The organism is Bradyrhizobium sp. McL0616, from assembly GCF_049993385.1.
In the GTDB taxonomy this organism is placed as follows: domain Bacteria; phylum Pseudomonadota; class Alphaproteobacteria; order Rhizobiales; family Xanthobacteraceae; genus Bradyrhizobium.
This window is the reverse complement of record NZ_CP188255.1, coordinates 1,448,139-1,470,997: the sequence shown is the minus strand read 5'-3', so window position 1 is coordinate 1,470,997 and position 22,859 is coordinate 1,448,139. Positions and strand designations below refer to the sequence as shown.

The following is a 22,859-nucleotide window of genomic DNA, read 5'->3' as shown; positions in this document are numbered from 1 at the left end:
TCTCCTATCGTCCCGTATCGCCCTTGCCGGCGAGCACGCGGTCGAGCCCGTAGAAGCGGTCGAGCAGAATGAGGGCGGTCATGGTGATCGCGATCACGCAGGCCGAGACCGACGTCACCAGCGGATCGATGTTGTCCTGGATATAAAGGAACATGCGCACCGGCAATGTCTCGGTGCCGGGTGCTGCAAGGAAGACGGTCATGGTGAGATCGTCGAACGACTGAATGAAAGCGAGCGCCCAGCCGCTGATGACCCCCGGCAAAATCAACGGCAGCGTCACGCGGCGGAACAGTGTCCAGCCGCCGGCGCCGAGCGAGACCGCGGCCATCTCGACCGAGAGGTCCATGCCGGTCGCGGCCGCCAATGTCAGCCGCAGCGCGAACGGAAACACGATGATGACATGGGCGATGATCAGCGCCGCAAAGCTGCCGCCGAGGCCTGCCGAGGTGAAGAAGCGCAGGAAGGCGATGCCGAGCACGACATGCGGGATCATCAGCGGCGACAGGAACAGCGCCGCCAACGCATCACGGCCGCGGAAACGATAGCGCGCAATCGCGAGCGCCGCCGGCACTGCGAACAGAAGTGCGACGAAGGACGACAGTGCGCCGAGGCCAAGGCTGACCCAGAACGCATGGATGAATTCAGGATAGTTCGCAATCGCCCTGAACCAGCGGAGCGAAAAACCGTTGGTCGGCAGCGACAAGAAGCCTTCGGGCGTGAAGGCGACGAGGCAGACCACCAGGATCGGCGCCACCATGACGATGACGAAGATGGTGTGGAAGATCAGTGCCAGCGGGCCGTTCCGTCTCATCGGAACACCTCCGCATAGCGCCGCTCGATCAGCGCGTTGCTACCGACGACGATCAGCACGAGGGCGACCAGCAGCAGCGTGGCGACGGCCGCACCGAGCGGCCAATTCAGCGTGTTGAGGAATTCGTCATAGGCGAGCGTCGCCGCAACCTTGAGCCGGCGGCCGCCGATAATCGCGGGCGTCGCAAAGGCGCTGGCCGAGAGCGAGAACACGATGATCGCGCCGGACAGCACGCCCGGCATGATCTGCGGCATGATGATGCGGCGAATAATGGTGATCGGGCCCGCGCCGAGCGACATCGCGGCATTCTCGATCTGCGGATCGAGCCGTTGCAGCGCCGCCCACACCGACAGCACCATGAACGGCATCATCACATGCGCGAGCGCGACCACTATGCCGGTCTCGGTGAACATGAAGGGAATGGGGGAGCGGATCACCCCGGCCGACATCAGCAGCTTGTTGACGAGGCCGTTGTTGCCGCCGAACAGCAGCGCCCAGCCGAGCGTGCGCGCCACCACGGAGATCAGCAGCGGCCCAAGGATCACAAGCAGAAAAATGCTCCTCCAGCGGCCGCTCATGCGGTTGAGGATGTAAGCTTCGGGCGCACCTAACACGGCGGTGAGCAATGTGGTGAGGATCGCGATACGAAACGTCCGCCAGAACATTTCGGCGTAATAGGGATCAGTCGCGATCTCTCGCCAGTTCTTCAGGATGAAGACCGGCTCGATGCCCTTGTACTGGCCCCAATCATGGAACGACAGCATCACGGTCATCGCCAGCGGAATCAGCAGCACGCCGACGAACAGCATCAAAGCGGGCGCGGTCAGCGCCCACGGCGCACGCGCGTCGCGCTCGTCGGCGGCCGTGCTCATGCGACGCCCCTCACGCTCATGTCCTCCGGCCGCCAAACGAGGCGAACGGCCTCGCCTTCGACCGGCTGCGCTTGGCCGTCATTCTGACGGATCACGATTGCGGGCCCGCATTCGCTCTCGCACTGGAACAGCCAATGATTTCCTTGAAAAATGCGGGTGACGATTTTCGCACCGAGGCCCGCATCGCCAAACCCGATCCGCTCAGGACGAATGCTGACGGTCACGGGACCACCGCTGAGTCCTGCCGGCACCGGCGCGCTCCAGGAGCCCGCCGTCACCCGGGCCGGCGTCACGGTCCGATCAATCGTCGCGGCAAAATCGTTGGTCTTGCCGAGGAACTGCGAGACGAAGGCCGAGGCCGGCCGCTCATAGGTTTCCTGTGGCGTGCCGATCTGCTCGATCTTGCCCTGGCTCATCACCACGATGCGGTCGGACAGCGACATCGCCTCGTTCTGGTCGTGCGTGACCAGGATCGTGGTGGTGCCGATGGTGCGCTGGATCTGGCGCAGCTCGATCTGCATCTCCTCGCGCAGTTTTGCGTCGAGGTTCGACAGCGGCTCGTCGAGCAGCAGCACGCTCGGCTTGATCACCAGCGCACGCGCCAGCGCCACGCGCTGCTGCTGGCCACCGGACATGCGGCGCGGGTGACGGTCCTCGTAGCCGGCAAGGCCCACCATCGCGAGCGCGGCACGGACGCGCTCGGCCCGCTCGCTGCGCGCGACCTTGCGCATCTCCAGACCAAACGCGACGTTCTCCGCCGCGGTCATATGCGGAAACAGCGCGTAGCTCTGGAACACGATGCCGAGGCCACGCTTGGCCGGATGGATCGCGGCCAGGTCCTTGTCCTCCAGACGGATCGCGCCGCGCGTAGGATCGAGGAAGCCCGCGATCATCTGCAGGGTCGTGGTCTTGCCGCAGCCGGACGGGCCGAGGAAGGAGATGAACTCCCCCTTGCCCACCGACAGACTGAAGTCATCGACTACAGTCTGCGCGCCGAACTGCTTGGCGACCCCTTCGAGCTCGAGAAAGGCCATACGCTGTCTCCGCTACGGATGATCAGATCAGCGCTCGACCTCGCGGTTCCAGCGCTTGGTCCATTCCTCGCGCTTGTCGTTGATGACCGTCCAGTCCGGATTATAGAGCTTTGCCGCGCGCTCGCCGATCGGCGCCATCTTGCCGAGCTCGGGCGGCACCACCAGCGATTTCAGCACCGGGCCGTAGCCATAATCCCTGAGCATCACGAGCTGGATTTTTGCGTCGAGCAACATCTTGATGAAGTTGCCGGCGAGCGGCGAGGCATTGGGCTTGGTGATCGGACACGCCGTCGTCAGCAGCGTCGCAGCGCCTTCCTTCGGGTAGACGAAGTCGACGGGGAAGCCGGTGTTGGCAAAGCTCTGTACGCGGCCCGTACCCCACACCGCGATCACGGCCTGACCGGACTGGAACAGCTCGGTCATCTTGCCCGGCGACGGCTCATAGGCCAGCACGTTCGGATTGATCTGCTCCTTGAAAATCTTGAAGCCGGAATCGACGTTGGCCTCGCCGCCGCCGTTCATCTTAGACAGCATCACCAGCGCTTCGAGACCATAGGTGTTGTTGATCGGCGGGATCACGAGCTGTTTTGCGTATTTCGTGTCCTTCAGATCATTCCACGAGGTCGGCGGCGCCCAGCCTTTCTCGGCAAACACCTTGGTGTTGTACATCAGGCCGGTGGCGACGATGCCGATCGCGACGGCGCGATCATCCTTGAAGCGCGCGGTGTCATAGAGATCGGCGGGCAGGCTGTCGAGCTTGCCGCAGAAGCCAAGCTGGATCGCCTGATACATCGGGCCGTCGTCGACGATGGCAACGTCGATCTGCTGGTTGCCCTTCTGCGCCTGGAGTTTTGCCAGCGTGTCGGTGGAGTTGCCTGCGACGTACTCGACCTTGACGCCGTTCTCCTTCTCAAAGGCCGGGATCACCTCGTCGCGGATGGTCTTCTCGAACGAGCCACCATAGCCGGCGACATAAAGCGTTTTCTGCTGGGCCGAGGCGGCCGACGGAAGGACGGCGAGCGCCGCGATGCTGACCGCTGTCAGAAGGCGAAAAGTCTTCATGTGGACCGATCTCCAATACCGGAATGAGGTGACGTGCCGACGAGTCTCATAGGCCAAAGCGCCTTCCGCATTTCCTTCCGCGCAAATCCCGTATCCACCAGGGCTCCGGCCCCTGTTCGGCGGGTTCTGGCGCGATCCGGAGGTTCGAACCCCTCCAATCTGCCGAAAAAGCGGGCTGTCTCCAGCTCTGATGAAAAAGATCGCAAACCTGAGCTTCCATCGTCCAATGAATAATGGCACCCTCTGCATGCCAAAATGTTATGGATGGAAATTGGGATGGCGCGGATCAATTCGCGGCAGGTGGAGGCCTTCCGCGCGACGATGCTCACGGGCAGCGTGACCGAGGCGGCCGCGCTGATGACCGTGACGCAGCCGGCGGTGAGCCGGTTGCTGCGCGACCTCCAGGCGCTGCTGAAGATGGAGCTTTTCGAGCGGCGCGGCACCGGCCTAGTGCCGACCGCCGCAGCAATGGCGCTCTATACCGAAGTGGAGCGTTCCTTCGTCGGGCTCGAACGCATCACCGCGGCGGCGGAGGAAATCCGCAGCCGCCGCACCGGCTCGCTGCGGATCGCTGCACTTCCGGCGCTCTCGAACGGCTATTTGCCGCGGCTCACCGGGCATTTCCTGAAGGAGCGGCCCAACCTCAACCTCGCCTTTTTCGGCGTGATCTCGCCGATCGTGGTCGATTGGGTGCTGAACAATCAGTGCGACGTCGGCTTTGCCGAGGTGCCGATCGCGCATTCCGGGCTGCCGAGCCAGAAGCTGCCGGCGCCGGCGCGCGTTGCGGTGCTGCCGACGGGACATCGCCTCGCAGAAAAGGAAGTCTTGGAGCCGCGCGACTTCGAAGGCGAGACCTTCATCTCGCTGTCGGCGGGATCGTCGAGCCGCCACCTCGTCGACCAGATCTTCCACCGTCACGACGTCCGCCGCGTGCTGCGGGTGGAGACCGCGCTGTCGGAGATCATGTGCGGCATGGTGTCGTCGGGGCTTGGCGTCGCGATTTGCGATCCCTTCACCGCGCAGGAATTTTCTACCCGCGGCGTCGTCGTGCGCCGCTTCCTGCCGCGCGTCGACTTCGAATTCTCTGCGGTCTTTCCCGCGCAGCGCAGCCCCTCGCCGGTGGCGCTGGATCTGGTCGAAACCGTGCGCAAAGCGCTTATCGAATTCGACGATTAGCTGTTGAACGCCGCCTGCGCCTCCGGCAGATCCCAGATCTTGCCGATCGCGGCGGTGCCGGCCGCCATGATCGCCGCCTCGTCGGCGCCGAGATAGCGACCGGCATCGACCAGCACGCGACCATCGACCATGACTTGGTCGATATTGGCGCGGTTGGCGAGCGCGATCAGCGCGCGGCGCGGATCGAACAGCGGCTGGAGATGCGGATGGGTGAGATCGACCACGGTCAGATCGGCGGTCGCGCCGGGTTCGATCCGGCCGAGATCGGGCCGCTTGATGACGTCAGCGGCAACAGCCGTGTTCGCCTCGATCAGCTCGGGCGAGTTCGCAACATCGGCGCGCTGCGAGGTAATCTTGGAGATGAGTGAGGCGGCGTTGAGTTCGCCGAGCAGGTCCATGTTGTAGCCGTCGGTGCCGACCACAGTGCGCACGCCATGCTCCGCAAATCGGCTGAACGCCGCGGTGACGCCGGCGCGTGCGAATACGCGCGGGCAATTCAGCACGGTCATGCCGCGCGCGGCCATCAACTTGAGATCGTCGTCGGTACTGAACATGCAATGCGCCGCCATGAGATCGGGCGCAAGCAGGCCGAGCCAGTCCAGATATTGCGCCGGCGTGCGGCCGCCATAGCGCTTGCCGATGGTCTCGACCTCGGTGCGGCTCTGCGCCATGTGCGTCGTGATGGGCACGCCGAGCTCGCGCGCGCGCGTCGCGCAAGCCTTGAGCAGATCGGGACCGCAGGTGTCGGTGGCATGCGGGCTCATCGCAAGGCTGATGCGGCCGTCGCCGCGATTGTTCCAGCGTTGATACAGCGCATCCCAAGTCGCCATGTCGGCGGTGCCATCATCGCCGGCATATTGAACAACACCGTCCGGACCCGCCTTGGCGTCGGAGGTGGAGAACAGATACGGCGCGCCGTAGAAGCGGATGCCCATCTCTTCCGCCGCGTCGAACATCTCCGGGATCGAATTGCGGAACGGCTCCATCACCGTGGTCGCGCCACCCTTGAGGAGCTGGAGAATGCCGAGCCGCGCCACGGCCATGCGCTCCTCCGCCGACAAGATCTCAGCGCCGCGCTTGGTCAGCGGCAACAGCACTGTGTAGACGATGCTCTGGTTGTTCTTGCGGCCGTTGCCATCCTCGCTGTGGCTGCGCGCCACCGCTTCAGAGAAGCAGTGATTGTGCAGGTTCAGCAGGCCGGGCAGCACGAAGCGGCCGGGGCGATCGTAGACCTGATCCGCGCTTGGTCTGTCGCGCGTGATTGCGGCAATCTTCTTGCCTTCGACCAGAACCCAATGGTCGCGCAACACATCCTGCGCGCCGTCCTTGCGTGACAGCACATAGCTGCCAAAAATTGCGATGGTCCTCATGCGGGGCGTACGTTCCAGAAGACGGCGGTGCCGTCGAGAATGCCGGTAATGGCTTTGCGATAGGCGGTCGGCTGCTTGTACAGACCGATCGGAATATAGGGGATTTCCTGGAATGCGACCGCCTGGATTTCGCGGCAGATGCGCTGCTGCTCGGCAAGTTCGGAGGCCGCGAGCCACTGGCTGCGCAAGGCTCCCATCTTCTCGCTCGCATACCAGCCGGCGACCTTGCCCTCGCCGCGCAAATTGGTGTTGCCGGCCGGGTTGAGCCAGTCAATGCCCTGCCAGTTACCGACCGCGGCGCTCCAGCCGCCCTGCCCAATCGGATCCTTCTTGAGCTGGCGCTGGAGGACGACGGCGAAATCGAGCCCGGCATATTCGACGTTCATGCCGGCCTTGCGCAGTGAGTCGACGGCGATCTCGCCGAGCGGTTTTTGCGCCAGCGAATTGGTCGGAACGAGCACCACGATCTTCTCGCCATTGTAACCGGCGGCCTTTAGATCGGCCTTGACCTTGGCGTAGTCGCGCGGCCCGCGGAACACGTCGAGGCCGACCTCGCTCGCCATCGGCGTGCCCGGCGCGAAGTAGCCGATCGGCGACACCTGAAACGCCGGATCGGTGCCGGCGACGGCGGTCATGAACGCGGACTGGTCGATCGCACCCAGCAGCGCGCGGCGGACGGCGGGATTGTCGAACGGCGGCTGGAGATGGTTGAGGCGCAGCATGCAGGCATAGCCGCGGGGATCGAGGATGCGCGTCTCGATATCGCCGGCCGCCTTAATGATCGGCAAGAGATCGTGCGGCGTGGTTTCCTGCCAGTCCTGCTCGCCGGTCTGGAGCGCTGCGACGCCGGTGCCGGCATCGGGCGTGGTGGTCCAGACCACGCGATCGTAATGCACGATCTTCGGACCCGCCGTCCAATCCGGCTTGCCGTCGGTGCGCGGCTGGTAGCGCTCGAATTTGGCATAGGCGTTGCGGGCGCCCTGCACCCGCTCGTCGGCGAGGTAGCGGAACGGGCCGCTGCCGACCACTTCGGTCAGTGGCTTGAAAGGGTCCTGGCTCGCCAGCCGCTCCGGCATCATGAAGCAGGCGTTGATCGCCGCCTTGCCGAGCGCCTGCGGCAACAACGGAAATGGACGCTTGAGGCGGAAACGAATGGTGCGGTCGTCGGCGGCCGAGAGCTCATCGGTCGCCTCCATCAGCTCGCCGCCAAAACCGTCGCGCGCGGCCCAGCGGCGGATGCTGGCGACGCAGTCGCGCGCGAGCACGCGTTCGCCGTCGTGCCAGACCAGGCCATCGCGCAGGCTGAGGTCCCATTGCAGCTCGTCGCCGGAGATGGCGTGGCCCGACAGCATCTGCGGCGAGACCTGGAGCGAGGAGCTCATGCCATAGAGCGTGTCGTAGACCATGAAGCCGTGGTTTCGCGACACCTGCGCGGTCGAATAGATCGGATCGACGAAGGCGAGATCGATGACGGGGATGAAGCGCAGCGTGGTCCGCGATTCGGCGCGGACGATACCAGGGAATGACAGCGCCGGAACGGCTGCGGCAGCCTTGAGGAGCGAGCGGCGGGAGACGGGCATTACAAAGGGCTCCTGACGAACTGCATCATTGGCGTTTCATGTGTTGAGCAAGACCGCGCCGATCGCGGCCGCCACCGCCTGCTGCGCCGGCTCGACCACGGGCACGCCGATCGCCTCCGCGATCGCCGCGCGATGCGACGCCATGCCGGCACAGCCCATCACGACGACATCGGCCCGGCATTGCGTGACCAGCGCGCGGCCGGCTTCGATCAACCGGCCACGGATGTCCGCGCCCGCCGTTTCCGCCGCGCTCGCGCCGACCGACCAGCTGCCGGCATAGCGCCCATCGACACCCATCACCCGCGCCATGCGCTGCTGGCGGCGGATGCTCGACGGCGACAGCGCAATGATGCCGAAGCGTTCGCCGAGCATCAGCGCGCGAAAGATGCCGCACTCGGCGATGCCTAGCACCGGACGGCCGCCATCCGCCTCGCGCACCGCATGCAGGCCGGGATCGCTGAAGCAGGCGAGCACGAAGACGTCGGCATCGTCGCGCGACACACGGTTGACCAGCGGCATCACGACGCTATCGGCATCGCGCTGCGAGCTGATGCCCAGGGGCCCCTCGGCGAGCCCGACCACCTCGATCTCCGGGCCGCCGGTGATCCGAAGCGGCGCCACCGCATCATCGATCGCCGCCGTCACCGACGCGGAGGAGTTGGGGTTGATGACGAGGATACGGGTCATGGCATTGCTCAACTTTTGCCGGCCTCGTGGCGCACGAAGTTGGCCGCGATCTTCTCGCCGGTCGTGATCCAGACATCCGGGCAGGACTTTGCGTAGGTCAGGAACTCGCGCAGCAGGCGCAGCCGCATCGGGCGGCCGCTGCATTGCGGATGCAGCACCGTCGTCACCATCGCGCCCCAGTCCCTGGTTTCGTCGAGCTCGTCCTTCCAGATCGAGAGCACATGCTCCTTGGGGAAGATCGAGCGCGGGCTGAAGCGGGCGGAGAGGCCGTGCATCCAGTCGTCATAGCTCGCGGTCACCGGCAATTCGATCGTGCCGGGCTTGCCGTCGGCGAGGCGATGGCGATAGGGCCGCACGTCGTCGCGGAACGACGACGTATAGACGATGCCGTGGCGCACCAGCGCGACACGCAGTTCCTCGGTGAACTCACCATAGGGCGCGCGATAGCCAGTCGGCCTGACGCCGAGCCGGCGCTTGAGCGCCTCGAAACCACGCTCCAGCTCCTCCTCGATCCAGGGATCGCCGGGATCGGGCAAGAGATGATGATAACCGTGATGGCCGATCTCATGGCCGGCCTTGAGGATGGATTCCGCCATCGCCGGATGCGCGTCGACCGACCATCCCGTGACGAAGAACGTCGCCTTGAGGTCGAGCTGGTCGAGCAGCTCCAGAAGTTTCGGCGTGCCGACGCGCGCCTCGTAGCCGCCATAGCTCATGGTGATGAGCCGCTGCGCATGCACGGCGTCCTTGCTGGTCCACGCGCTTTCCGCGTCGACGTCAAAGGAGAGGAACATCGCGGAGTTATACGGCTTCGGCCAGGGATATTCCGGCGCGGGATCTGCGGTGTTGGCTGGGATGAGCGGGATGCTCTGGAGTGCCTTACTGTCCAGCATTGATGGTCGCCTTTTCGAGTGCGTTGTCAGTCAGTTTCCACTTGGCAAGCAGGGTACGATAGCTGCCGTCGGCGATCAGCGCGTCGACAGCTTCGAGCATGGCCTGCGCAAGTGCCTTTTCCTTGACCGGAATGGCGATGCCGGTGAATTGCTGCGCGATGGGTGCGCCGACCGGCGCATAGGCGCCGGGCTCGAGGTCCATGACATAGGGCAGCGTCTCGTTGCCCTGCACGGCGGCATCGATGCGGCCCTGCTTGAGCTGGGTACGGGCATCTGCCGAGCCGTCGGTGCCGACGAACACGACCGGATTGCTGCCGCAGCTTTTCTCGCTCCAGGCATTGATCATGGCCGGGAACATGGTGCGGCGGCTGGCGCCGACCTTCTTGCCGCAGAGCGAGGCCAGGTCCTTGAACTCGGCGGCCCGCGACTGCTGCACGAAGAAGTTCGGACCGCTCTTGAGGTAGTCGACAAAGGTCGCAGTCTCATGCCGGCTGGCGTAGTCCGTGAAGCCCGAGAGGATCGCATCGACACGGCCGGTCGCAATCGACGGCATGAATTGGTCGAAACTGGTCTCCTGCCATTCGATCTTGATTCCGAGCTTGCGGCCGATGGCGTCGCCGAGATCGATATCGAAGCCGGACAGCGCGTTGGTGGCGGGATCGCGGAACTCCATCGGCGGATAATTCGGCACCAGCGCGATCTTGATGCTGCCGCGCTTGGCGATCTCCGCCGGCAGCTCGATCGCCCAAGCCTGAACACCCAGAGCGAACGCGCTCGTGGCGCCGAAAAGCGCCGCCGCAACCAGAACTTTCTTCATCAACACGCCCCCATATCAGATCACAGCCGAAAGAAATGCCTTGGTGCGCTCCTCGCGCGGCGCAGCCAGCACCTCGGAGGCACGCCCCTGCTCGACGATCGCGCCCTGGTCCATGTAGACGACACGGTCGGCGACTTCGCGGGCAAAGCCGAGTTCATGCGTCACCGCCATCATGGTTATGCCGCTCTTCGCCAGCTCCTTCATGACCGCGAGCACCTCGCCGACGAGCTCGGGATCGAGCGCGCTGGTCGGCTCATCGAACAGCATCAGCATCGGCTTCATCGCGAGCGCCCGCGCGATGGCGACGCGCTGCTGCTGGCCACCGGAGAGCTGCGCGGGATACGAGTCCGCCTTGGCCGAGAGCCCGACGCGACGGAGTAACTCGATGGCTTCGCCGCGCACCTCGTCGAATTTCCGACCCTGTACCTGGAGAGGACCTTCGGTGATGTTCTCCAGCGCGGTCTTGTGCGGGAACAAATTGAAGCGCTGGAACACCATGCCGGTCTTCAACCGCTGCCGACCGATCTCCCGCTCGCTGAGTCGATAGAGCCGCCCGCCCTGCTCGCACACACCCAAAAGCTCGCCGTCGAGCCAGATGCCGCCGCTGTCGATCGTGGTGAGCTGGTTGATGCAGCGAAGCAGCGTGGTCTTGCCCGAACCGGAGGCGCCGATCAGACACATCACCTCGCCGGGCCAAACGTCGAGCGAGACATTTTTGAGAGCCTGGAACTCTCCAAAATTTTTGCTGACGGAGCGGATCGCGACGAGGGGCTTTGTCATCGGGCGAACTGCATGGTGCCGCGCGCGAATCGGCGCTCGAGCAGCATCTGGAGCGGCGTCAGGATCGAGACGACGAGCAGGTACCAAAGCCCAGCGACGATCAGGAGCTCGATCACGCGTGAATTGGCGTAGTAGATGTTTTCGGCGTTGTGTAGCACTTCCGGGTACTGAATCACGCTCGCGAGCGACGTCGCCTTGACCATGCCGATGAACTCGTTGCCGAGCGGCGGGATCACCACGCGCATCGCCTGCGGCAGGATGATCCGACGCAGCGCGCGCAGCCGTCCCATGCCGATCGCTTGCGCCGCCTCATATTGCCCGACATCAACCGAAAGCATGCCGGCACGCATCACCTCCGACGTATAGGCGCCCTGGTTAATGCCGAGCCCGAGCAGCGCGGCGAGGAACGGCGTCATGACATCGACGGCGCGCGCGCTCCACAGGCCGGGAATGCCGATGCTCGGAAACACCAGCGCAAGGTTGAACCACAGCAGCAGTTGCAGGATCAGCGGCGTGCCACGGAACAGCCAGGTGTAGCCGGCCGCGACCGTCTTCAGCACCGGATTGGGCGACAGCCGCATGATCGCAACGACCACGCCCAGGAAGATGCCGAGCGCCATCGCCAGCACCGCCATCACCATGGTGTTGACGATGCCTTCGATGATGACCTTCGCAGTGATGAAGCGGCTGACATAGGACCATTCGATCTGGCCATTGGCGAAGGCACGCGCGATCGCGGCCAGCACGAGCACGATCAGGGCTGCGCTCAGCCAGCGAAACCAGTGCGGCTCGCGCGCGATCCGCATGCCCGACAGATCGGGAAAACCCTCCGCGAGTGCCGGCGCCGGCTTCATTGCGGCGCCGCGTTCAGCATGGGCTGGGCCACCGCATTTGCGCCGAGACCCCATTTGTCGAGCACGGCCTTGTAGGCGCCGTCGGCGATCATGGCGGTGAGCTTTTCCGTCACGACTTCACGCAAGGCTGTATCGTTCTTGCGGAACATGATGCCCTGATAGCCGGTCGACAACTGCTCGCCAATGACGCGATATTTGCCGGCCTCCTGCGACTGCGCATAGGGCAGCGTCTCGCTGCCCTGCACGGCGGCGTCAATGCGGCCCTGCTTGAGCTGGTTGCGGACGTCGATCGAGTTCTCGCCGGGAACATACTGGATGGCCGGCTTGCCGGCCGCCTCGCAATTCTGCTTGCTCCACTTCTCGATCTCGAGCGGAAATGCCGTGCTGCGCGTCGTACCAACCTTCTTGCCGCAAAGATCGGTGGCGGCCTTGGCCTCACTCTCTGTCAGGACGAAGAATTGCGGGCCGGTCGTGAGATAGTCGACGAAGTCCGCTGTCTCGCGCCGCGAGCTGCGATCCTGAATGCCACTGATGATGAAATCGGCGCGCTTGGTCTGGAGCGATGGGATCAGCTCGGCGAACGGCGTCTCGCTCCAGACGATCTTGAGGCCACCCAGCCGCTTGGCGAGTTCGTTCGCAAGATCGATGTCGAGCCCGACCAGCTCACTGGTCGCGGGATCGCGATATTCCATCGGCGCGTAGGTCGCGTTGACCGTGAGCTTCAGCGTGCCCGCCTGCTTGATCTCCGCGGGCAGTTCGGCAGCTCGCGCGGAGGCGATCGCGGCGAGCGCCGCAAGGCCGAGAGAAAGCGAGAGGCGGATCATGTCAACTCCAATCTTTTTCCTGTGCCGATCTTTTCCTTTTGACGACGCTTGCCAGCGCCGTGCCATTTGGTCAGTCCGCGTCGAGAACGGCCGGCTCGATGACGCCGGCGCGCTCGGTGATCACCCGGTATTGCTCCGGCCGCCGGTGGGCGGCGAAATTGAACATCTTGTCCTTGCCCTGGCGGCAGAGGTCGAGATCGATGTCGGCGACGATCACCTCGTCGGTCAAGGTCGCGGCCTGCGCGACGATGCAGCCATTGGGATCGACGATGCAGGAGCCGCCGATCAAACCCGAGCCGTCCTCGTCGCCGGCCTTGGCCACCGAGATCGCCCAGGTCGCGTTCATGTAGGCGTTCGCTTGCGTCACCAGCGTCGAGTGGAAGGTGCGCAAGGACGCGTCTTCCGTGACGCCGCCATTGGGATCGTAGGCAGCGGAATTGTAGCCGATGCAGACGAGCTCGACGCCTTGCAGGCCGAGCACGCGCCAGGCTTCCGGCCAGCGGCGATCGTTGCAGATCATCATGCCCATGATCGCATGCGCCCAGGCCGAGCCGGCGCGGAAGGCGGGAAAGCCGAGATCGCCATATTCGAAATAGCGCTTCTCGAGCTGCTGGTAGCGCGCGCCGGTGCGCGGCTCCACCGAACCCGGCAGATGCACCTTGCGATAGCGGCCGAGAATTTCGCCGTCGCGATCGACCAGGATGGCACAATTGTAGCGGCGACCATCCGCCGTCTGCTCGGCGTAACCGACATAGAAGCCGACGCGCAGCGCGCGCGCGCGGTCGAACAGCTTTGCCACGGCCGGGTTCGGCATGCCGTGCTCGAAATAATGGTCGAGCGCATCGCCTTCGAGCAGCCAGCGCGGGAAGAAAGTGGTGAAAGCAAGCTCGGGAAACACCACGAGGCTGGCGCCACGGCTGGCGGCTTCCTCCAGCATGCCGAGCATCCGATTCAGCGTATGTGCGCGCGTATCGGCTTTTTGCGTCGGCCCCATCTGGGCTGCGGCGGCGCGAAGGACACGAACCAAGATTGCCTCCAATATGTGCGCGCTGCTGCCTCAATGGGCGATCGAACCCTTTGATCCAGCGTGCAAATCCGTAGGCATTAGGCGCAAGCGGGGCTGCAAAAGCAATTCATCGTGCTATGATCTTTTGGCCCTGAGTATAATTGGCAGTGATATGAACCTGCGCCAGCTCGAGATCCTGCGTGCCGTCATCCGCCATCGCACCACGGTGGCTGCGGCGGACGAACTGGCGCTGTCGCAGCCCGCGGTCAGCAACGCGCTGAAGACGATGGAGACGCAGGCGGGTTTTGCGCTGTTCGAGCGCGTCAACAACCGGCTGTTTCCGACCGCCGAAGCCATGGCGCTCTACAAGGAGAGCGAGGCGATCTTCGCGCTGCATGCCAAGCTCGAGAACCGCGTGCGCGATCTGCGCGAGAACCGCTCCGGGCATCTTTCGATCGTGGCGACGCCGCCGCTCGCCTACAGCATCATTCCCTCGGCGCTATCGGGCTTCCTGCGCCGCCGCCCGGAGACGCGGGTGTTCTTCGACGTGCGGCGCTATGAGGGCATCATCGAAGGCGTGCTCAGCCATGTCGCCGAGCTCGGCTTCGCGCTCGGGCTGACGCATCATCCCGGCATCGCGCATGAGGTGGTGCACACGGGCGATATGGTGTGCGTGCTGCCGCCGCGGCATCCGCTTGCCGACAGAGCGGTGATATCGGCGGCGGACCTGTCCGGTATGCCCTTCATCGGGCTCGAGCGCGGCACGCGGCTGGGCGAAGCCGTGCGCGACAGTTTTGCCCGCGCCGGCGCGCCGTTCCAGCCGACCGTCGAGGTGCGTTATTGCAACACGGCCTGCGTGCTCGCGGCCGCCGGCGTCGGCGCCGCGGTGGTCGATCCCTTCTCGCCCCGCCAGAACGGTGGCCACGGTCTCGTGGTCCGACCGTTCACGCCGACGACGCGCGCGGTCGCCTATATGCTATGGTCGGAGGCCGAACCGTTGTCGCGCCTGGCAAAAGCCTTTCTCGGCGAGGTCCGCAAGGAGAGCGCACTCTTGGAGCCCGCAACGCCACACGAATACAAGTCAGGAAGCGACTGAGCTAGCGCACATGGCACGCATCACCATCATCGAGACGGGACAGGTTCCCACTAAATATCGCGAGCGGCACGGCTCGTTCCCGGACATGTTCGAACGCATGGTCCGCGCCGAGGATCCGTCAGCCGAAGTCGAGGTCGTCAGCATCCCGAATGGCGATACACTCCCCGATCCCGACAAGGTGGAGGCCATCCTGATCACCGGTGCGGCGGCCGGCGTCTATGACGGGCTCGACTGGATCGCGCCGCTGGAAGATTTCGTGCGCGCTGCACACGCGAACAGCACACCGATGGTCGGCGTCTGTTTCGGCCATCAACTGATCGCCCAGGCGCTCGGCGGCACCGTGCGTAAGTCGGAGAAGGGCTGGGGCATCGGGCGGCACGTCTATCGCGTGGCGCAGGACAACGGTGTTGTCGGCGGTGAAGCGGTCGCCATCGCCTGCTCGCATCAGGACCAGGTCGTCGAAGCCCCGCGCGACGCGCAGACGATCCTCTCGTCCGACTTCACCCCGCATGCCGGACTGCTCTACGCCAACGGGACTACGCTGTCGGTGCAACCGCATCCGGAATTCGACGTGGATTTTGCGCAAGTGTGCTGCGAGCTACGCGACGGCAAGGCGCCGGAGGATGTCGTTGCCACGGCGCGGGCGTCACTGGCAGAGCCGATGGACAACGCCAAACTCGGTGGGGCGATTACGCGGTTTCTGGCGAAAAAGCCCATCTCCTCATCCTGAGGAGCGCGCTCTTGCGCGCGTCTCGAAGGATAGAGGCCCAGCTGCGGCAGCAGGGCCTGCATCGTTCGAGACGCCGCGTCGCGGCTCCTCACCATGAGGGGTGAGAGTTAGAACGGATCCGTTCCCAGCCCCGCGACATCCGCCGGCCGCGGCCCGGGCGCCTGCCAGTGAAACCGCCGATCCTTCTCCGCAATCGTAATGTCGTTGATCGACGCTTCTCTCCGCTTCATCAAGCCGTGCTCGTCGAACTCCCACTGCTCGTTGCCATAGGAGCGATACCACTGGCCGGACGCATCGTGCCATTCGTACTGGAAGCGCACGGCGATGCGGTTACCGTCGAGGCCCCAGAGATCCTTGATCAGGCGGTAGTCGTGCTCCTTCTCCCATTTGCGGGTAAGGAATTCGACGATGGCCTCGCGGCCCTGGAACACTTCCGAGCGATTACGCCAGCGGCTGTCCTCGGTATAGCCGAGCGAGACGCGGACCGGATCGCGCGAATTCCAGGCATCCTCGGCCATGCGCGCCTTTTGCACGGCGGTCTCTCGGGTGAAGGGCGGAAGCGGCGGGCGCGACATGGTGGCCTCATCGGTTGGTTGAGGCCGCAAATCTATCGCCGCAATTGGCGGAGTCGATAGGCCATTGCCTATCGACTGATCACTTATCGGGCGATCATGAAATCAGATCGGCTTCATCAGTGTGCGGATCGATTTCGGGATCGGCTGGGCCCGGCCGCCGCTGATGAAGGCGACGCGCACCTCGGCCTTGACCAGCACGTCGTCGCCGCGCCGCACCTCCTGCGCCAGCATGATGGAGGCGCCCTTCACCGCGATCGGCCAGGTCACGACATCGAGCACGTCGTCCATCCGCGCGGGCTTGAGGAAATCAAGATGCATCGACCGCACCACGAAGGCGAAGCTCGAATCTTCGGTCTCGGCCTGCTCGAACAGCGCCTGCTGCTCTGCGCCCATCAGCCGCAGATGGTTGGTCCGCCCGCGCTCCATAAAGCGCAGATAGTTGGCGTGATAGACGATCCCGGAAAAATCCGTGTCTTCGTAATAGACGCGGACCTGCATGTGGTGGCGGCCGTCGCGAATATCGCCGTCAAGATGGGCTGTCACGTCGCGAGCCTCTTCGCTTTTCGCTTCCAGTCCGTTTTGCGCAAAAACGGTCGGCTGCGCAAGCGTAGCTACACCACCACGGGCCCCCGCCCCAGCGTCACCTCGACGATCTCCGGCGGCGCGCCGACGCGGACCGGCATGATGCTGCAACCGAGCCCGCCGGAGATGATGACGTCGCATTTCAGCCGCAGATGGCCATAGACGAGCTGGACGCCATGCTGCGGCGGCAGCGCCGGCGCCCAGCCGAACAGGCGGACCTGGCCGCCATGGGTGTGGCCGGAGAGCTGCAGCGCCACGCGCGCAGGCACCCGCGTCGCGATATAGGGCTCATGCGCGAGCAGGATGATTGGCGCGTCGTCGGTGATTTTTGCCAGCGTCGCATTGAGATCGGCACCGAAGCGCTGCGCGCGGCCGTAGCGTTGCGAGGGCGCATAAGCGAGCTGATCGCCGAGGCCGGCGAGCCAGAACGGGCGGCCATCCTTGGTGAGACGCACGACGTCGTTCTCGTAGACGGGAATGCCGGCCGCCTCCAGCGCACGGTGGGCGACCGTCGGCCCATGCCCGATCCGCTGCACGACCTTGTCGTCCCAATAGTCGTGATTGCCCATGACGGCATGAACACCGAGCGGCGCCTTCAGACCGGTCAACACCCTGGCCCATTCATCGGCCGGGATGATGCGCGTGACATGGTGATGACCGGCAACGTAGTCGCCGAGCAACACGATGAGATCGGGGCTGAGCGCGTTGCTACGCTCGACGATGGCCTCGATCCGATCCAACGACATCCAGGGATCGCAGGCATGAATGTCGGCGATGACGGCGATCTTGAGCGGGAAGTCCGCCGGCCATTGCCGCGGCGTTGGACGATAGCGGGTGACGCGAAGCCGCAGCACCGGCTCGACACCGACGCCGTAAGCCGCGGTCGAGACGCCGAGGGCGGAGAGGCCGCCGATGGAACGGATGAGATGGCGCCGAGAGATCATGGAAACCCGATCGTGGTGCGCGTCCGTGATGCGGCCCGATTGGAGCGGAATTGGGGTGTGCTTGTGCAGGCCGTCTGCACGGAGGTTACAGGAAGTTCATGACAATCGAAGCGCTGAGCTCTTGCGCAGATCAGTCGTCGCTCTCGTCCGTGCCAAACAGTCCGAACTGCGCCGCCGCATCTCGCGAGGGTTCGGCTATCCCGAGATGACGGAAGGCGTGCGAGGTGAGCAGGCGCCCGCGCGGGGTACGCTGGAGATAACCGCACTGGATCAGATAGGGCTCGATGATGTCCTCGATCGCATCGCGCGGTTCGGACAGCGCGGCGGCCATCGTCTCGACGCCGACCGGACCGCCGCCATAGTTCATCGCGATGGTCGTGAGATAGCGGCGGTCCATGGCATCTAAGCCGGCGGCGTCGACCTCGAGTGCGCTCAGCGCGTGGTCGGCGATCTTGCGGTCGATCGATATGGCATCGGCGGCCGAGGCAAAATCGCGCACGCGGCGCAGGAGGCGGCCGGCGATGCGCGGCGTACCGCGGGCGCGGCGCGCTATCTCGTTGGCGCCGTCAGCGCTCATGCCGACATTGAGCACGCGCGCGCCGCGGGTGACGATGCTCTCCAGCTCCTCGATCGTATAGAAGTTGAGGCGGACCGGAATGCCGAAACGATCGCGCAACGGATTGGTGAGCAGGCCGGCGCGCGTGGTGGCGCCGACCAGGGTGAATTTCGACAGTTCGATCTTGACCGAGCGCGCCGCCGGGCCCTCGCCGATGATGAGGTCGAGCTGAAAATCCTCCATCGCGGGATAGAGCACTTCCTCCACCGCCGGGCTGAGGCGATGAATCTCGTCGATGAAGAGCACATCGCGCTCTTCGAGATTGGTCAGCAGTGCCGCAAGATCGCCGGCCTTGGCGATCACCGGGCCCGACGTGGCGCGAAAACCGACGCCGAGCTCCTTGGCCACGATCTGCGCCAGCGTGGTCTTGCCAAGGCCCGGGGGACCGACGAACAGCACGTGATCCAGCGCCTCGCCGCGCTTGCGCGCGGCCTCGATGAAGATCGAGAGATTCTTGCGTGCCTGCTGCTGACCGACGAAATCGGACAGCGACTGCGGGCGCAACGAGGTGTCGCCGACATCATCGCTGCGGCGCTCGGGCGTGACCATGCGGTTTGCCTTGGGGTCGCTCACTTCGCGAGCTCCTTCAGGCCGAGGCGAATGAGTTGCGCCGTCTCGGCATTCTCACCCGCGCTGCGCGAGGCCGAGGCGATCGCCGCTGCGGCCTGCGGCTGGCCATAGCCGAGATTGACCAGCGCGGAGATCGCATCCGCGACGGGCCGCGGCGCGCGTTGGTCGTCGATGGCGCCGGCGAGATGCACGGCGGCGGGATCGACGTTGGCGAAGGCCGGCGCCTTGTCCTTCAATTCGGTGACGATGCGCTCGGCGACCTTGGGGCCGACGCCGGGCGTGCGCGCCACTGCAGCCTTGTCGCGCAACGCAATCGCGTTGGCGAGATCAGAGGGCGCCAGCGTGCCGAGCACGGCGAGCGCGACCTTGGCGCCGACGCCCTGCACGGTCTGGAGCAGGCGAAACCATTCGCGCTCCTGGTCGGTGCGGAAGCCGAACAGCTTTATTTGATCCTCGCGAACGTAAGTCTCGATCGACAGCACCGCGGCCTCGCCCGGCGACGGCAGGTGCTGGAGCGTGCGCGCCGAGCAGTGAACCTGATAGCCGACACCGCCGACATCGAGCAGCACGTAATCCTCGCCGTAGGAATCGATCAGGCCCTTGAGCTTGCCGATCATATCCCCACCACCTTCAGCCTCAGCGCCGTGCTCTGGCGATGGTGGGCATGCGTAATGGCGATGGCGAGCGCGTCGGCGGCGTCCGCCGACGGCGGCTCGGCCTTGGGCAGCAGGATCTTCAGCATCATCGCGATCTGTTGCTTGTCGGCGTGGCCGGCGCCGACCACGGTCTTCTTGACCTGGTTCGGCGCATATTCGGCGACGCTGATGCCGAACATCGCGGGCGCCAGCATGGCGACGCCGCGGGCCTGGCCGAGTTTGAGCGTCGCAACGCCGTCCTTGTTCACAAAGGTCTGCTCGACCGCAGCCTCCATCGGCTTGTGATCGGACAGAACGGCCGCAAGCCCCTCATGGATCGCGAGCAGACGGCTCGCCAGCGGCAGATCGTCCGGCGGTTCCACCGAGCCGCAAGCGACATAGATCAGACGATTGCCTTCGGACTCGATCACGCCCCAGCCGGTGCGGCGCAGGCCGGGGTCGATGCCGATGATGCGAACGGGGCCACGAATCGGGAGCGCAGTCATGCGCCAGTGATAGCGGCTGACTGCTGCGGGGGGAAACAGAAACAGAACGGAAGTAACAGGGGAAAGCGGGCCCTACCCGCCCATCTTCGCCATCAGGGCGTCCGACACCTCGAAATTGGCGTAGACGTGCTGGACGTCGTCGTGCTCGTTGAGCAGGTCCATCAGCTTGAGCAGCTTCTCGCCGGTCTCGTCGTCGACCGCGATTGTATTCTGCGGCTTCCAGATCAGCGCGGCCTTGCGCGGTTCGCCGAATTTGGCTTCCAGCGCCTTGGCGACGTCGCGATAGCTCTCGGTCGAGGCGTAGACCTCGTGGCCGCCTTCGCTAGAGACCACGTCGTCGGCGCCCGCCTCGATGCCGGCATCGAGCATGGCGTCGTCCGAAGCGACGCTGCGGTCATATTCGACGACGCCGGTGCGGTCGAACATGAAGGACACCGAGCCGGTTTCGCCGAGATTGCCACCCGATTTGGTGAAGAACGAGCGGATGTCGGAGGCGGCGCGGTTGCGGTTGTCGGTCAGCGCCTCGACGATGACGGCGACGCCACCGGGGCCGTAGCCCTCGTAACGGATCTCGTCATAGTTCTCGCCGTCGCTGCCGAGCGCTTTCTTGACGGCGCGCTCGATATTGTCCTTCGGCATGTTCTCCTGGCGCGCCGCGATGATGGCCGCGCGCAGGCGCGGGTTCATGTTGGGATCGGGCGTGCCGAGTTTGGCTGCGACAGTGATTTCCCGCGCCAGCTTGCCGAACAGCTTCGACTTCTGGGCATCCTGCCGCCCCTTGCGGTGCATGATGTTCTTGAATTGGGAATGTCCGGCCATGCGTGGTCTCGTAAAGGAATTGTCAGCCAAGGTGAGCGTGGGAAGCGCGGCCTTATAGGCCGCCAACCCACCGGAATGAAAGAGGCTCTACGACTTTAAGGTAATACCGTAGCGATCCGTGCCTCAAAGTCAGGCATCGTTAACCCTGATTTCATTCCGGCCTGCAAAAATAGCGTCCGCCTGTCCCCCGACAAGAGTGACCTGATGGCGTTCGCATTATTTCGGAAGCGTCTGCCGGACGTGGCTTCGCCCGCCGCGGCCCCGCAGGCTGCGCCGGCGGCCAATTCCGAGCCCGCTCCGGCCACTGATGGCGATTCGGCCCGGGAAATCCTGGAACTCCTGGAACTCGAGCTCGGCGCCATGATCCGCCAGCTCGAGCGCGCCGCCAATTCCGTGGCTGGCGGCGCCGAAGCGACCGCCACGACGCTCGCGGACATCCGCCAGCGCACCGACGCGCTGACCGGGCGGACCAATGCCGCGCAGTCGAACGCCTCGACCTTCGCCCATGCCGCCGACAAGTTCACCCAATCCGCGCTAGGGATCGGCGCGCAGGTCCGCGAGGCCGGCAAGCTCGCCGATGAGGCCAGCGCCGCGGCGCAGGAGGCGCGCGCCAATGTCGACCGCCTGCGCGAGTCCTCCGCGGCAATCGGCAATGTCGTCAATCTGATCGCGCAGATCGCCCGGCAGACCACGCTGCTTGCGCTCAACTCGACCATCGAGGCCGCACGCGCCGGTGCCGCCGGCAAGGGCTTTGCCGTGGTCGCCACCGAGGTCAAGGCACTCGCGGTACAGACCCAGGGCGCGACGGAAGAGATCTCCAGGAAGATCGACGCGCTCCAGCGCGATGCCGCCGGCTCCGCGGACGCGGTCCACCGCATCTCGCAGGCGATCGAGGCGATCCGCCCGGTGTTCGACACCGTCAACGGCGCGGTGGCCGAACAGAACGCCACCACCAGCGAGGTCTCCGGCAACGCGGCAAGCGCATCGGACTTCATCATCTCGGTCGGCGAGAGTGCCGCCGAGATCGACGCCGCGACCAAGGCGGCCGAAACCCATGGCGAGAACGTCGCCAGCGCCGGCAAAGCGGTGACGACCTTCGCGCAGAAGCTAAAATCGCGCTGCGCGGTGCTGCTCAAGCAGAGCGAGCATGACGACCGCCGCAAGACCGAGCGACTGCCCTGCCATCTGAAGTTTGAGAGCGCGCGCGGTGTGATGCCAATTTACGAGATCGCGATGGACGGCGTGCTGATCGGAGGTCCGGATGCGGCCAGGCTCGCGCCGCAGGCGATCATCGATGGTAACCTCGAAGGCGTCGGCGCCTGCCGCCTGCGCGTGATCGAGCAGTCCAAGGCCGGCGCCCGAACGCAATTCGTCAGCCCCAATGCCGCGCTCAGCGAGAAGATCGAAGACAGGCTCTGGTCGATCCACGAGGAGAATACGGAGTTCGTCACCCGCGCGATGGAGGCGGGCACCGCGCTGACCAGGATATTCGAGCAGGCGGTCGCGCGTGGTGAGGTCAGGAGCGACGACCTCTTCGACACAGACTACGCGGACATCGCAAACACCAATCCGCAGCAATACCGCACGAAATATCTAGACTGGGCCGACCGCGCGCTGCCGCCGTTCCAGGAAGCGTTTCTCGTCAAGGAACCGCGCATGGCGTTCTGCGCCATGGTCGACCGCAACGGCTTCCTGCCGGTGCACAACAAGATCTATTCGCATCCGCAGCGACCGGGCGACGCCGCCTGGAACACGGCCAATTGCCGCAACCGGCGCATCTTCAACGATCCGGCGGGGTTGGCCGCCGCGCGCAACCTTCGCTCGTATCTGATCCAGAGCTATGCGCGCGACATGGGCAACGGCAATACGGTGATGATGCGCGAGATCGACGTCCCGATCCGCGTGCAGGGCCGGCACTGGGGTGGATTCCGCACGGCGTACAAGCTGTAGTGCACGCTCAGGCAAGACGCCGGGCGCGAATCACCCCTTAAAGTTGGAATTGGAATGGGAATGCCGCGGA

Annotated in this window: 24 protein-coding genes; 4 read left to right on the top strand and 20 right to left on the bottom strand. The window is 64.9% G+C overall.

Annotated features, from left to right (window positions below):
* Positions 1 to 4 precede the first annotated feature (4 nt).
* The 4 genes from ACPPVR_RS07080 to ACPPVR_RS07065 are packed head-to-tail and all read right to left on the bottom strand — an operon-like array spanning position 5 to position 3,779.
* Positions 5 to 811: an ABC transporter permease gene (locus ACPPVR_RS07080; RefSeq protein WP_247988405.1), complete on the bottom strand. Its 807-nt coding sequence runs from the start codon at positions 809 to 811 to the stop codon at positions 5 to 7.
* Entirely contained in the window at positions 808 to 1,683 is an 876-nt protein-coding gene (locus ACPPVR_RS07075) for an ABC transporter permease (protein ID WP_426613521.1), read from the bottom strand. The genes ACPPVR_RS07080 and ACPPVR_RS07075 overlap by 4 nt, the downstream gene beginning before the upstream one ends.
* A complete protein-coding gene (locus ACPPVR_RS07070) occupies positions 1,680 to 2,717 on the bottom strand; it encodes an ABC transporter ATP-binding protein (protein WP_426613520.1) in 1,038 nt (345 codons plus the stop codon). The genes ACPPVR_RS07075 and ACPPVR_RS07070 overlap by 4 nt, the downstream gene beginning before the upstream one ends.
* Before the next feature lie 27 nt (positions 2,718 to 2,744).
* The gene (locus ACPPVR_RS07065) at positions 2,745 to 3,779 is read right to left on the bottom strand and encodes an ABC transporter substrate-binding protein (RefSeq protein ID WP_426613519.1); all 1,035 of its coding nucleotides are present in this window, start codon (positions 3,777 to 3,779) and stop codon (positions 2,745 to 2,747) included.
* Between the two features lie 276 nt (positions 3,780 to 4,055).
* On the opposite strand from ACPPVR_RS07065, the gene ACPPVR_RS07060 reads away from it, so the two are divergent.
* Complete coding sequence (locus ACPPVR_RS07060; RefSeq protein ID WP_426613518.1) at positions 4,056 to 4,955, top strand: LysR substrate-binding domain-containing protein; 900 nt, start codon at positions 4,056 to 4,058, stop codon at positions 4,953 to 4,955.
* On the opposite strand, the gene ACPPVR_RS07055 is transcribed toward ACPPVR_RS07060, so the two are convergent.
* From ACPPVR_RS07055 to ACPPVR_RS07015, 9 genes are all read right to left on the bottom strand, one after another.
* Entirely contained in the window at positions 4,952 to 6,325 is a 1,374-nt protein-coding gene (locus tag ACPPVR_RS07055) for an amidohydrolase family protein (RefSeq protein WP_426613517.1), read from the bottom strand. The genes ACPPVR_RS07060 and ACPPVR_RS07055 overlap by 4 nt on opposite strands.
* The gene (locus ACPPVR_RS07050; RefSeq protein ID WP_426613516.1) at positions 6,322 to 7,905 is read right to left on the bottom strand and encodes an ABC transporter substrate-binding protein; all 1,584 of its coding nucleotides are present in this window, start codon (positions 7,903 to 7,905) and stop codon (positions 6,322 to 6,324) included. The genes ACPPVR_RS07055 and ACPPVR_RS07050 overlap by 4 nt, the downstream gene beginning before the upstream one ends.
* Positions 7,906 to 7,941: 36 nt before the next feature.
* Positions 7,942 to 8,592, bottom strand: a complete 651-nt coding sequence (locus ACPPVR_RS07045; RefSeq protein ID WP_426613515.1) for an aspartate/glutamate racemase family protein — start codon at positions 8,590 to 8,592, stop codon at positions 7,942 to 7,944.
* A gap of 8 nt (positions 8,593 to 8,600) precedes the next feature.
* Positions 8,601 to 9,485 carry a polysaccharide deacetylase family protein gene (locus ACPPVR_RS07040; protein WP_426613514.1) on the bottom strand — a complete coding sequence of 295 codons (885 nt, stop codon included), beginning with the start codon at positions 9,483 to 9,485 and terminating at the stop codon, positions 8,601 to 8,603.
* Positions 9,472 to 10,302 carry an ABC transporter substrate-binding protein gene (locus ACPPVR_RS07035; protein ID WP_426613513.1) on the bottom strand — a complete coding sequence of 277 codons (831 nt, stop codon included), beginning with the start codon at positions 10,300 to 10,302 and terminating at the stop codon, positions 9,472 to 9,474. Before ACPPVR_RS07035 ends, ACPPVR_RS07040 begins: the two co-directional genes overlap by 14 nt.
* Before the next feature lie 15 nt (positions 10,303 to 10,317).
* Positions 10,318 to 11,082 (bottom strand): amino acid ABC transporter ATP-binding protein, encoded by a 765-nt coding sequence (locus tag ACPPVR_RS07030; protein ID WP_426613512.1) that lies wholly within the window; start codon positions 11,080 to 11,082, stop codon positions 10,318 to 10,320.
* Positions 11,079 to 11,936 (bottom strand): amino acid ABC transporter permease, encoded by an 858-nt coding sequence (locus tag ACPPVR_RS07025; protein ID WP_426613511.1) that lies wholly within the window; start codon positions 11,934 to 11,936, stop codon positions 11,079 to 11,081. The genes ACPPVR_RS07030 and ACPPVR_RS07025 overlap by 4 nt, the downstream gene beginning before the upstream one ends.
* Entirely contained in the window at positions 11,933 to 12,760 is an 828-nt protein-coding gene (locus tag ACPPVR_RS07020; protein ID WP_426613510.1) for an ABC transporter substrate-binding protein, read from the bottom strand. The genes ACPPVR_RS07025 and ACPPVR_RS07020 overlap by 4 nt, the downstream gene beginning before the upstream one ends.
* Before the next feature lie 70 nt (positions 12,761 to 12,830).
* Positions 12,831 to 13,754 (bottom strand): N-carbamoyl-D-amino-acid hydrolase, encoded by a 924-nt coding sequence (locus ACPPVR_RS07015; RefSeq protein ID WP_426616045.1) that lies wholly within the window; start codon positions 13,752 to 13,754, stop codon positions 12,831 to 12,833.
* 184 nt (positions 13,755 to 13,938) lie between these two features.
* Here ACPPVR_RS07015 and ACPPVR_RS07010 point away from each other — a divergent pair, with 184 nt between their 5' ends.
* Both ACPPVR_RS07010 and ACPPVR_RS07005 read left to right on the top strand, forming a co-directional pair.
* Positions 13,939 to 14,862: a LysR family transcriptional regulator gene (locus tag ACPPVR_RS07010; RefSeq protein ID WP_426613509.1), complete on the top strand. Its 924-nt coding sequence runs from the start codon at positions 13,939 to 13,941 to the stop codon at positions 14,860 to 14,862.
* A 10-nt stretch (positions 14,863 to 14,872) separates the two neighbouring features.
* On the top strand, positions 14,873 to 15,592 hold the full coding sequence (locus ACPPVR_RS07005; RefSeq protein ID WP_426613508.1) for a type 1 glutamine amidotransferase: 720 nt from the start codon (positions 14,873 to 14,875) through the stop codon (positions 15,590 to 15,592).
* Between the two features lie 107 nt (positions 15,593 to 15,699).
* Here ACPPVR_RS07005 and ACPPVR_RS07000 read toward each other — a convergent pair whose 3' ends face one another.
* The 7 genes from ACPPVR_RS07000 to ACPPVR_RS06970 form a co-directional block, all read right to left on the bottom strand.
* Positions 15,700 to 16,167: a DUF1348 family protein gene (locus tag ACPPVR_RS07000; protein WP_426613507.1), complete on the bottom strand. Its 468-nt coding sequence runs from the start codon at positions 16,165 to 16,167 to the stop codon at positions 15,700 to 15,702.
* A 102-nt stretch (positions 16,168 to 16,269) separates the two neighbouring features.
* Positions 16,270 to 16,665, bottom strand: coding sequence for a tol-pal system-associated acyl-CoA thioesterase (ybgC, locus tag ACPPVR_RS06995; protein ID WP_426616044.1), 396 nt, complete (start codon positions 16,663 to 16,665; stop codon positions 16,270 to 16,272).
* Between the two features lie 113 nt (positions 16,666 to 16,778).
* A complete protein-coding gene (locus ACPPVR_RS06990) occupies positions 16,779 to 17,693 on the bottom strand; it encodes a metallophosphoesterase (RefSeq protein WP_426613506.1) in 915 nt (304 codons plus the stop codon).
* A 130-nt stretch (positions 17,694 to 17,823) separates the two neighbouring features.
* Positions 17,824 to 18,858 (bottom strand): Holliday junction branch migration DNA helicase RuvB, encoded by a 1,035-nt coding sequence (gene ruvB, locus ACPPVR_RS06985; protein WP_426616043.1) that lies wholly within the window; start codon positions 18,856 to 18,858, stop codon positions 17,824 to 17,826.
* Positions 18,859 to 18,878: 20 nt separating this feature from the next.
* Entirely contained in the window at positions 18,879 to 19,496 is a 618-nt protein-coding gene (ruvA, locus tag ACPPVR_RS06980; protein WP_426613505.1) for a Holliday junction branch migration protein RuvA, read from the bottom strand.
* A complete protein-coding gene (gene ruvC, locus ACPPVR_RS06975) occupies positions 19,493 to 20,020 on the bottom strand; it encodes a crossover junction endodeoxyribonuclease RuvC (RefSeq protein WP_426613504.1) in 528 nt (175 codons plus the stop codon). Before ruvC ends, ruvA begins: the two co-directional genes overlap by 4 nt.
* A gap of 72 nt (positions 20,021 to 20,092) precedes the next feature.
* Positions 20,093 to 20,839 carry a YebC/PmpR family DNA-binding transcriptional regulator gene (locus tag ACPPVR_RS06970; protein WP_426613503.1) on the bottom strand — a complete coding sequence of 249 codons (747 nt, stop codon included), beginning with the start codon at positions 20,837 to 20,839 and terminating at the stop codon, positions 20,093 to 20,095.
* A gap of 204 nt (positions 20,840 to 21,043) precedes the next feature.
* Here ACPPVR_RS06970 and ACPPVR_RS06965 point away from each other — a divergent pair, with 204 nt between their 5' ends.
* Positions 21,044 to 22,789 carry a methyl-accepting chemotaxis protein gene (locus ACPPVR_RS06965; RefSeq protein ID WP_426613502.1) on the top strand — a complete coding sequence of 582 codons (1,746 nt, stop codon included), beginning with the start codon at positions 21,044 to 21,046 and terminating at the stop codon, positions 22,787 to 22,789.
* The last annotated feature ends 70 nt before the right edge of the window (positions 22,790 to 22,859 follow it).

What these genes read in the sequence shown, in the direction of transcription:
- ACPPVR_RS07040 (WP_426613514.1), bottom strand. Translation starts at nt 9,485, where the DNA reads ATGCTGGACAGTAAGGCACTCCAGAGCATCCCGCTCATCCCAGCCAAC.
- ACPPVR_RS07000 (WP_426613507.1), bottom strand. Translation starts at nt 16,167, where the DNA reads ATGTCGCGCCCGCCGCTTCCGCCCTTCACCCGAGAGACCGCCGTGCAA.
- ruvB (WP_426616043.1), bottom strand. Translation starts at nt 18,858, where the DNA reads ATGGTCACGCCCGAGCGCCGCAGCGATGATGTCGGCGACACCTCGTTG.
- ACPPVR_RS07075 (WP_426613521.1), bottom strand. Translation starts at nt 1,683, where the DNA reads ATGAGCACGGCCGCCGACGAGCGCGACGCGCGTGCGCCGTGGGCGCTG.
- ACPPVR_RS07065 (WP_426613519.1), bottom strand. Translation starts at nt 3,779, where the DNA reads ATGAAGACTTTTCGCCTTCTGACAGCGGTCAGCATCGCGGCGCTCGCC.
- ACPPVR_RS07060 (WP_426613518.1), top strand. Translation starts at nt 4,056, where the DNA reads ATGGCGCGGATCAATTCGCGGCAGGTGGAGGCCTTCCGCGCGACGATG.
- ruvA (WP_426613505.1), bottom strand. Translation starts at nt 19,496, where the DNA reads ATGATCGGCAAGCTCAAGGGCCTGATCGATTCCTACGGCGAGGATTAC.
- ybgC (WP_426616044.1), bottom strand. Translation starts at nt 16,665, where the DNA reads ATGCAGGTCCGCGTCTATTACGAAGACACGGATTTTTCCGGGATCGTC.
- ACPPVR_RS07005 (WP_426613508.1), top strand. Translation starts at nt 14,873, where the DNA reads ATGGCACGCATCACCATCATCGAGACGGGACAGGTTCCCACTAAATAT.
- ruvC (WP_426613504.1), bottom strand. Translation starts at nt 20,020, where the DNA reads ATGACTGCGCTCCCGATTCGTGGCCCCGTTCGCATCATCGGCATCGAC.
- ACPPVR_RS06970 (WP_426613503.1), bottom strand. Translation starts at nt 20,839, where the DNA reads ATGGCCGGACATTCCCAATTCAAGAACATCATGCACCGCAAGGGGCGG.
- ACPPVR_RS06990 (WP_426613506.1), bottom strand. Translation starts at nt 17,693, where the DNA reads ATGATCTCTCGGCGCCATCTCATCCGTTCCATCGGCGGCCTCTCCGCC.
- ACPPVR_RS07050 (WP_426613516.1), bottom strand. Translation starts at nt 7,905, where the DNA reads ATGCCCGTCTCCCGCCGCTCGCTCCTCAAGGCTGCCGCAGCCGTTCCG.
- ACPPVR_RS07055 (WP_426613517.1), bottom strand. Translation starts at nt 6,325, where the DNA reads ATGAGGACCATCGCAATTTTTGGCAGCTATGTGCTGTCACGCAAGGAC.
- ACPPVR_RS07035 (WP_426613513.1), bottom strand. Translation starts at nt 10,302, where the DNA reads ATGAAGAAAGTTCTGGTTGCGGCGGCGCTTTTCGGCGCCACGAGCGCG.
- ACPPVR_RS07010 (WP_426613509.1), top strand. Translation starts at nt 13,939, where the DNA reads ATGAACCTGCGCCAGCTCGAGATCCTGCGTGCCGTCATCCGCCATCGC.
- ACPPVR_RS07015 (WP_426616045.1), bottom strand. Translation starts at nt 13,754, where the DNA reads ATGGGGCCGACGCAAAAAGCCGATACGCGCGCACATACGCTGAATCGG.
- ACPPVR_RS07030 (WP_426613512.1), bottom strand. Translation starts at nt 11,082, where the DNA reads ATGACAAAGCCCCTCGTCGCGATCCGCTCCGTCAGCAAAAATTTTGGA.
- ACPPVR_RS07045 (WP_426613515.1), bottom strand. Translation starts at nt 8,592, where the DNA reads ATGACCCGTATCCTCGTCATCAACCCCAACTCCTCCGCGTCGGTGACG.
- ACPPVR_RS07020 (WP_426613510.1), bottom strand. Translation starts at nt 12,760, where the DNA reads ATGATCCGCCTCTCGCTTTCTCTCGGCCTTGCGGCGCTCGCCGCGATC.
- ACPPVR_RS07080 (WP_247988405.1), bottom strand. Translation starts at nt 811, where the DNA reads ATGAGACGGAACGGCCCGCTGGCACTGATCTTCCACACCATCTTCGTC.
- ACPPVR_RS06965 (WP_426613502.1), top strand. Translation starts at nt 21,044, where the DNA reads ATGGCGTTCGCATTATTTCGGAAGCGTCTGCCGGACGTGGCTTCGCCC.
- ACPPVR_RS07025 (WP_426613511.1), bottom strand. Translation starts at nt 11,936, where the DNA reads ATGAAGCCGGCGCCGGCACTCGCGGAGGGTTTTCCCGATCTGTCGGGC.
- ACPPVR_RS07070 (WP_426613520.1), bottom strand. Translation starts at nt 2,717, where the DNA reads ATGGCCTTTCTCGAGCTCGAAGGGGTCGCCAAGCAGTTCGGCGCGCAG.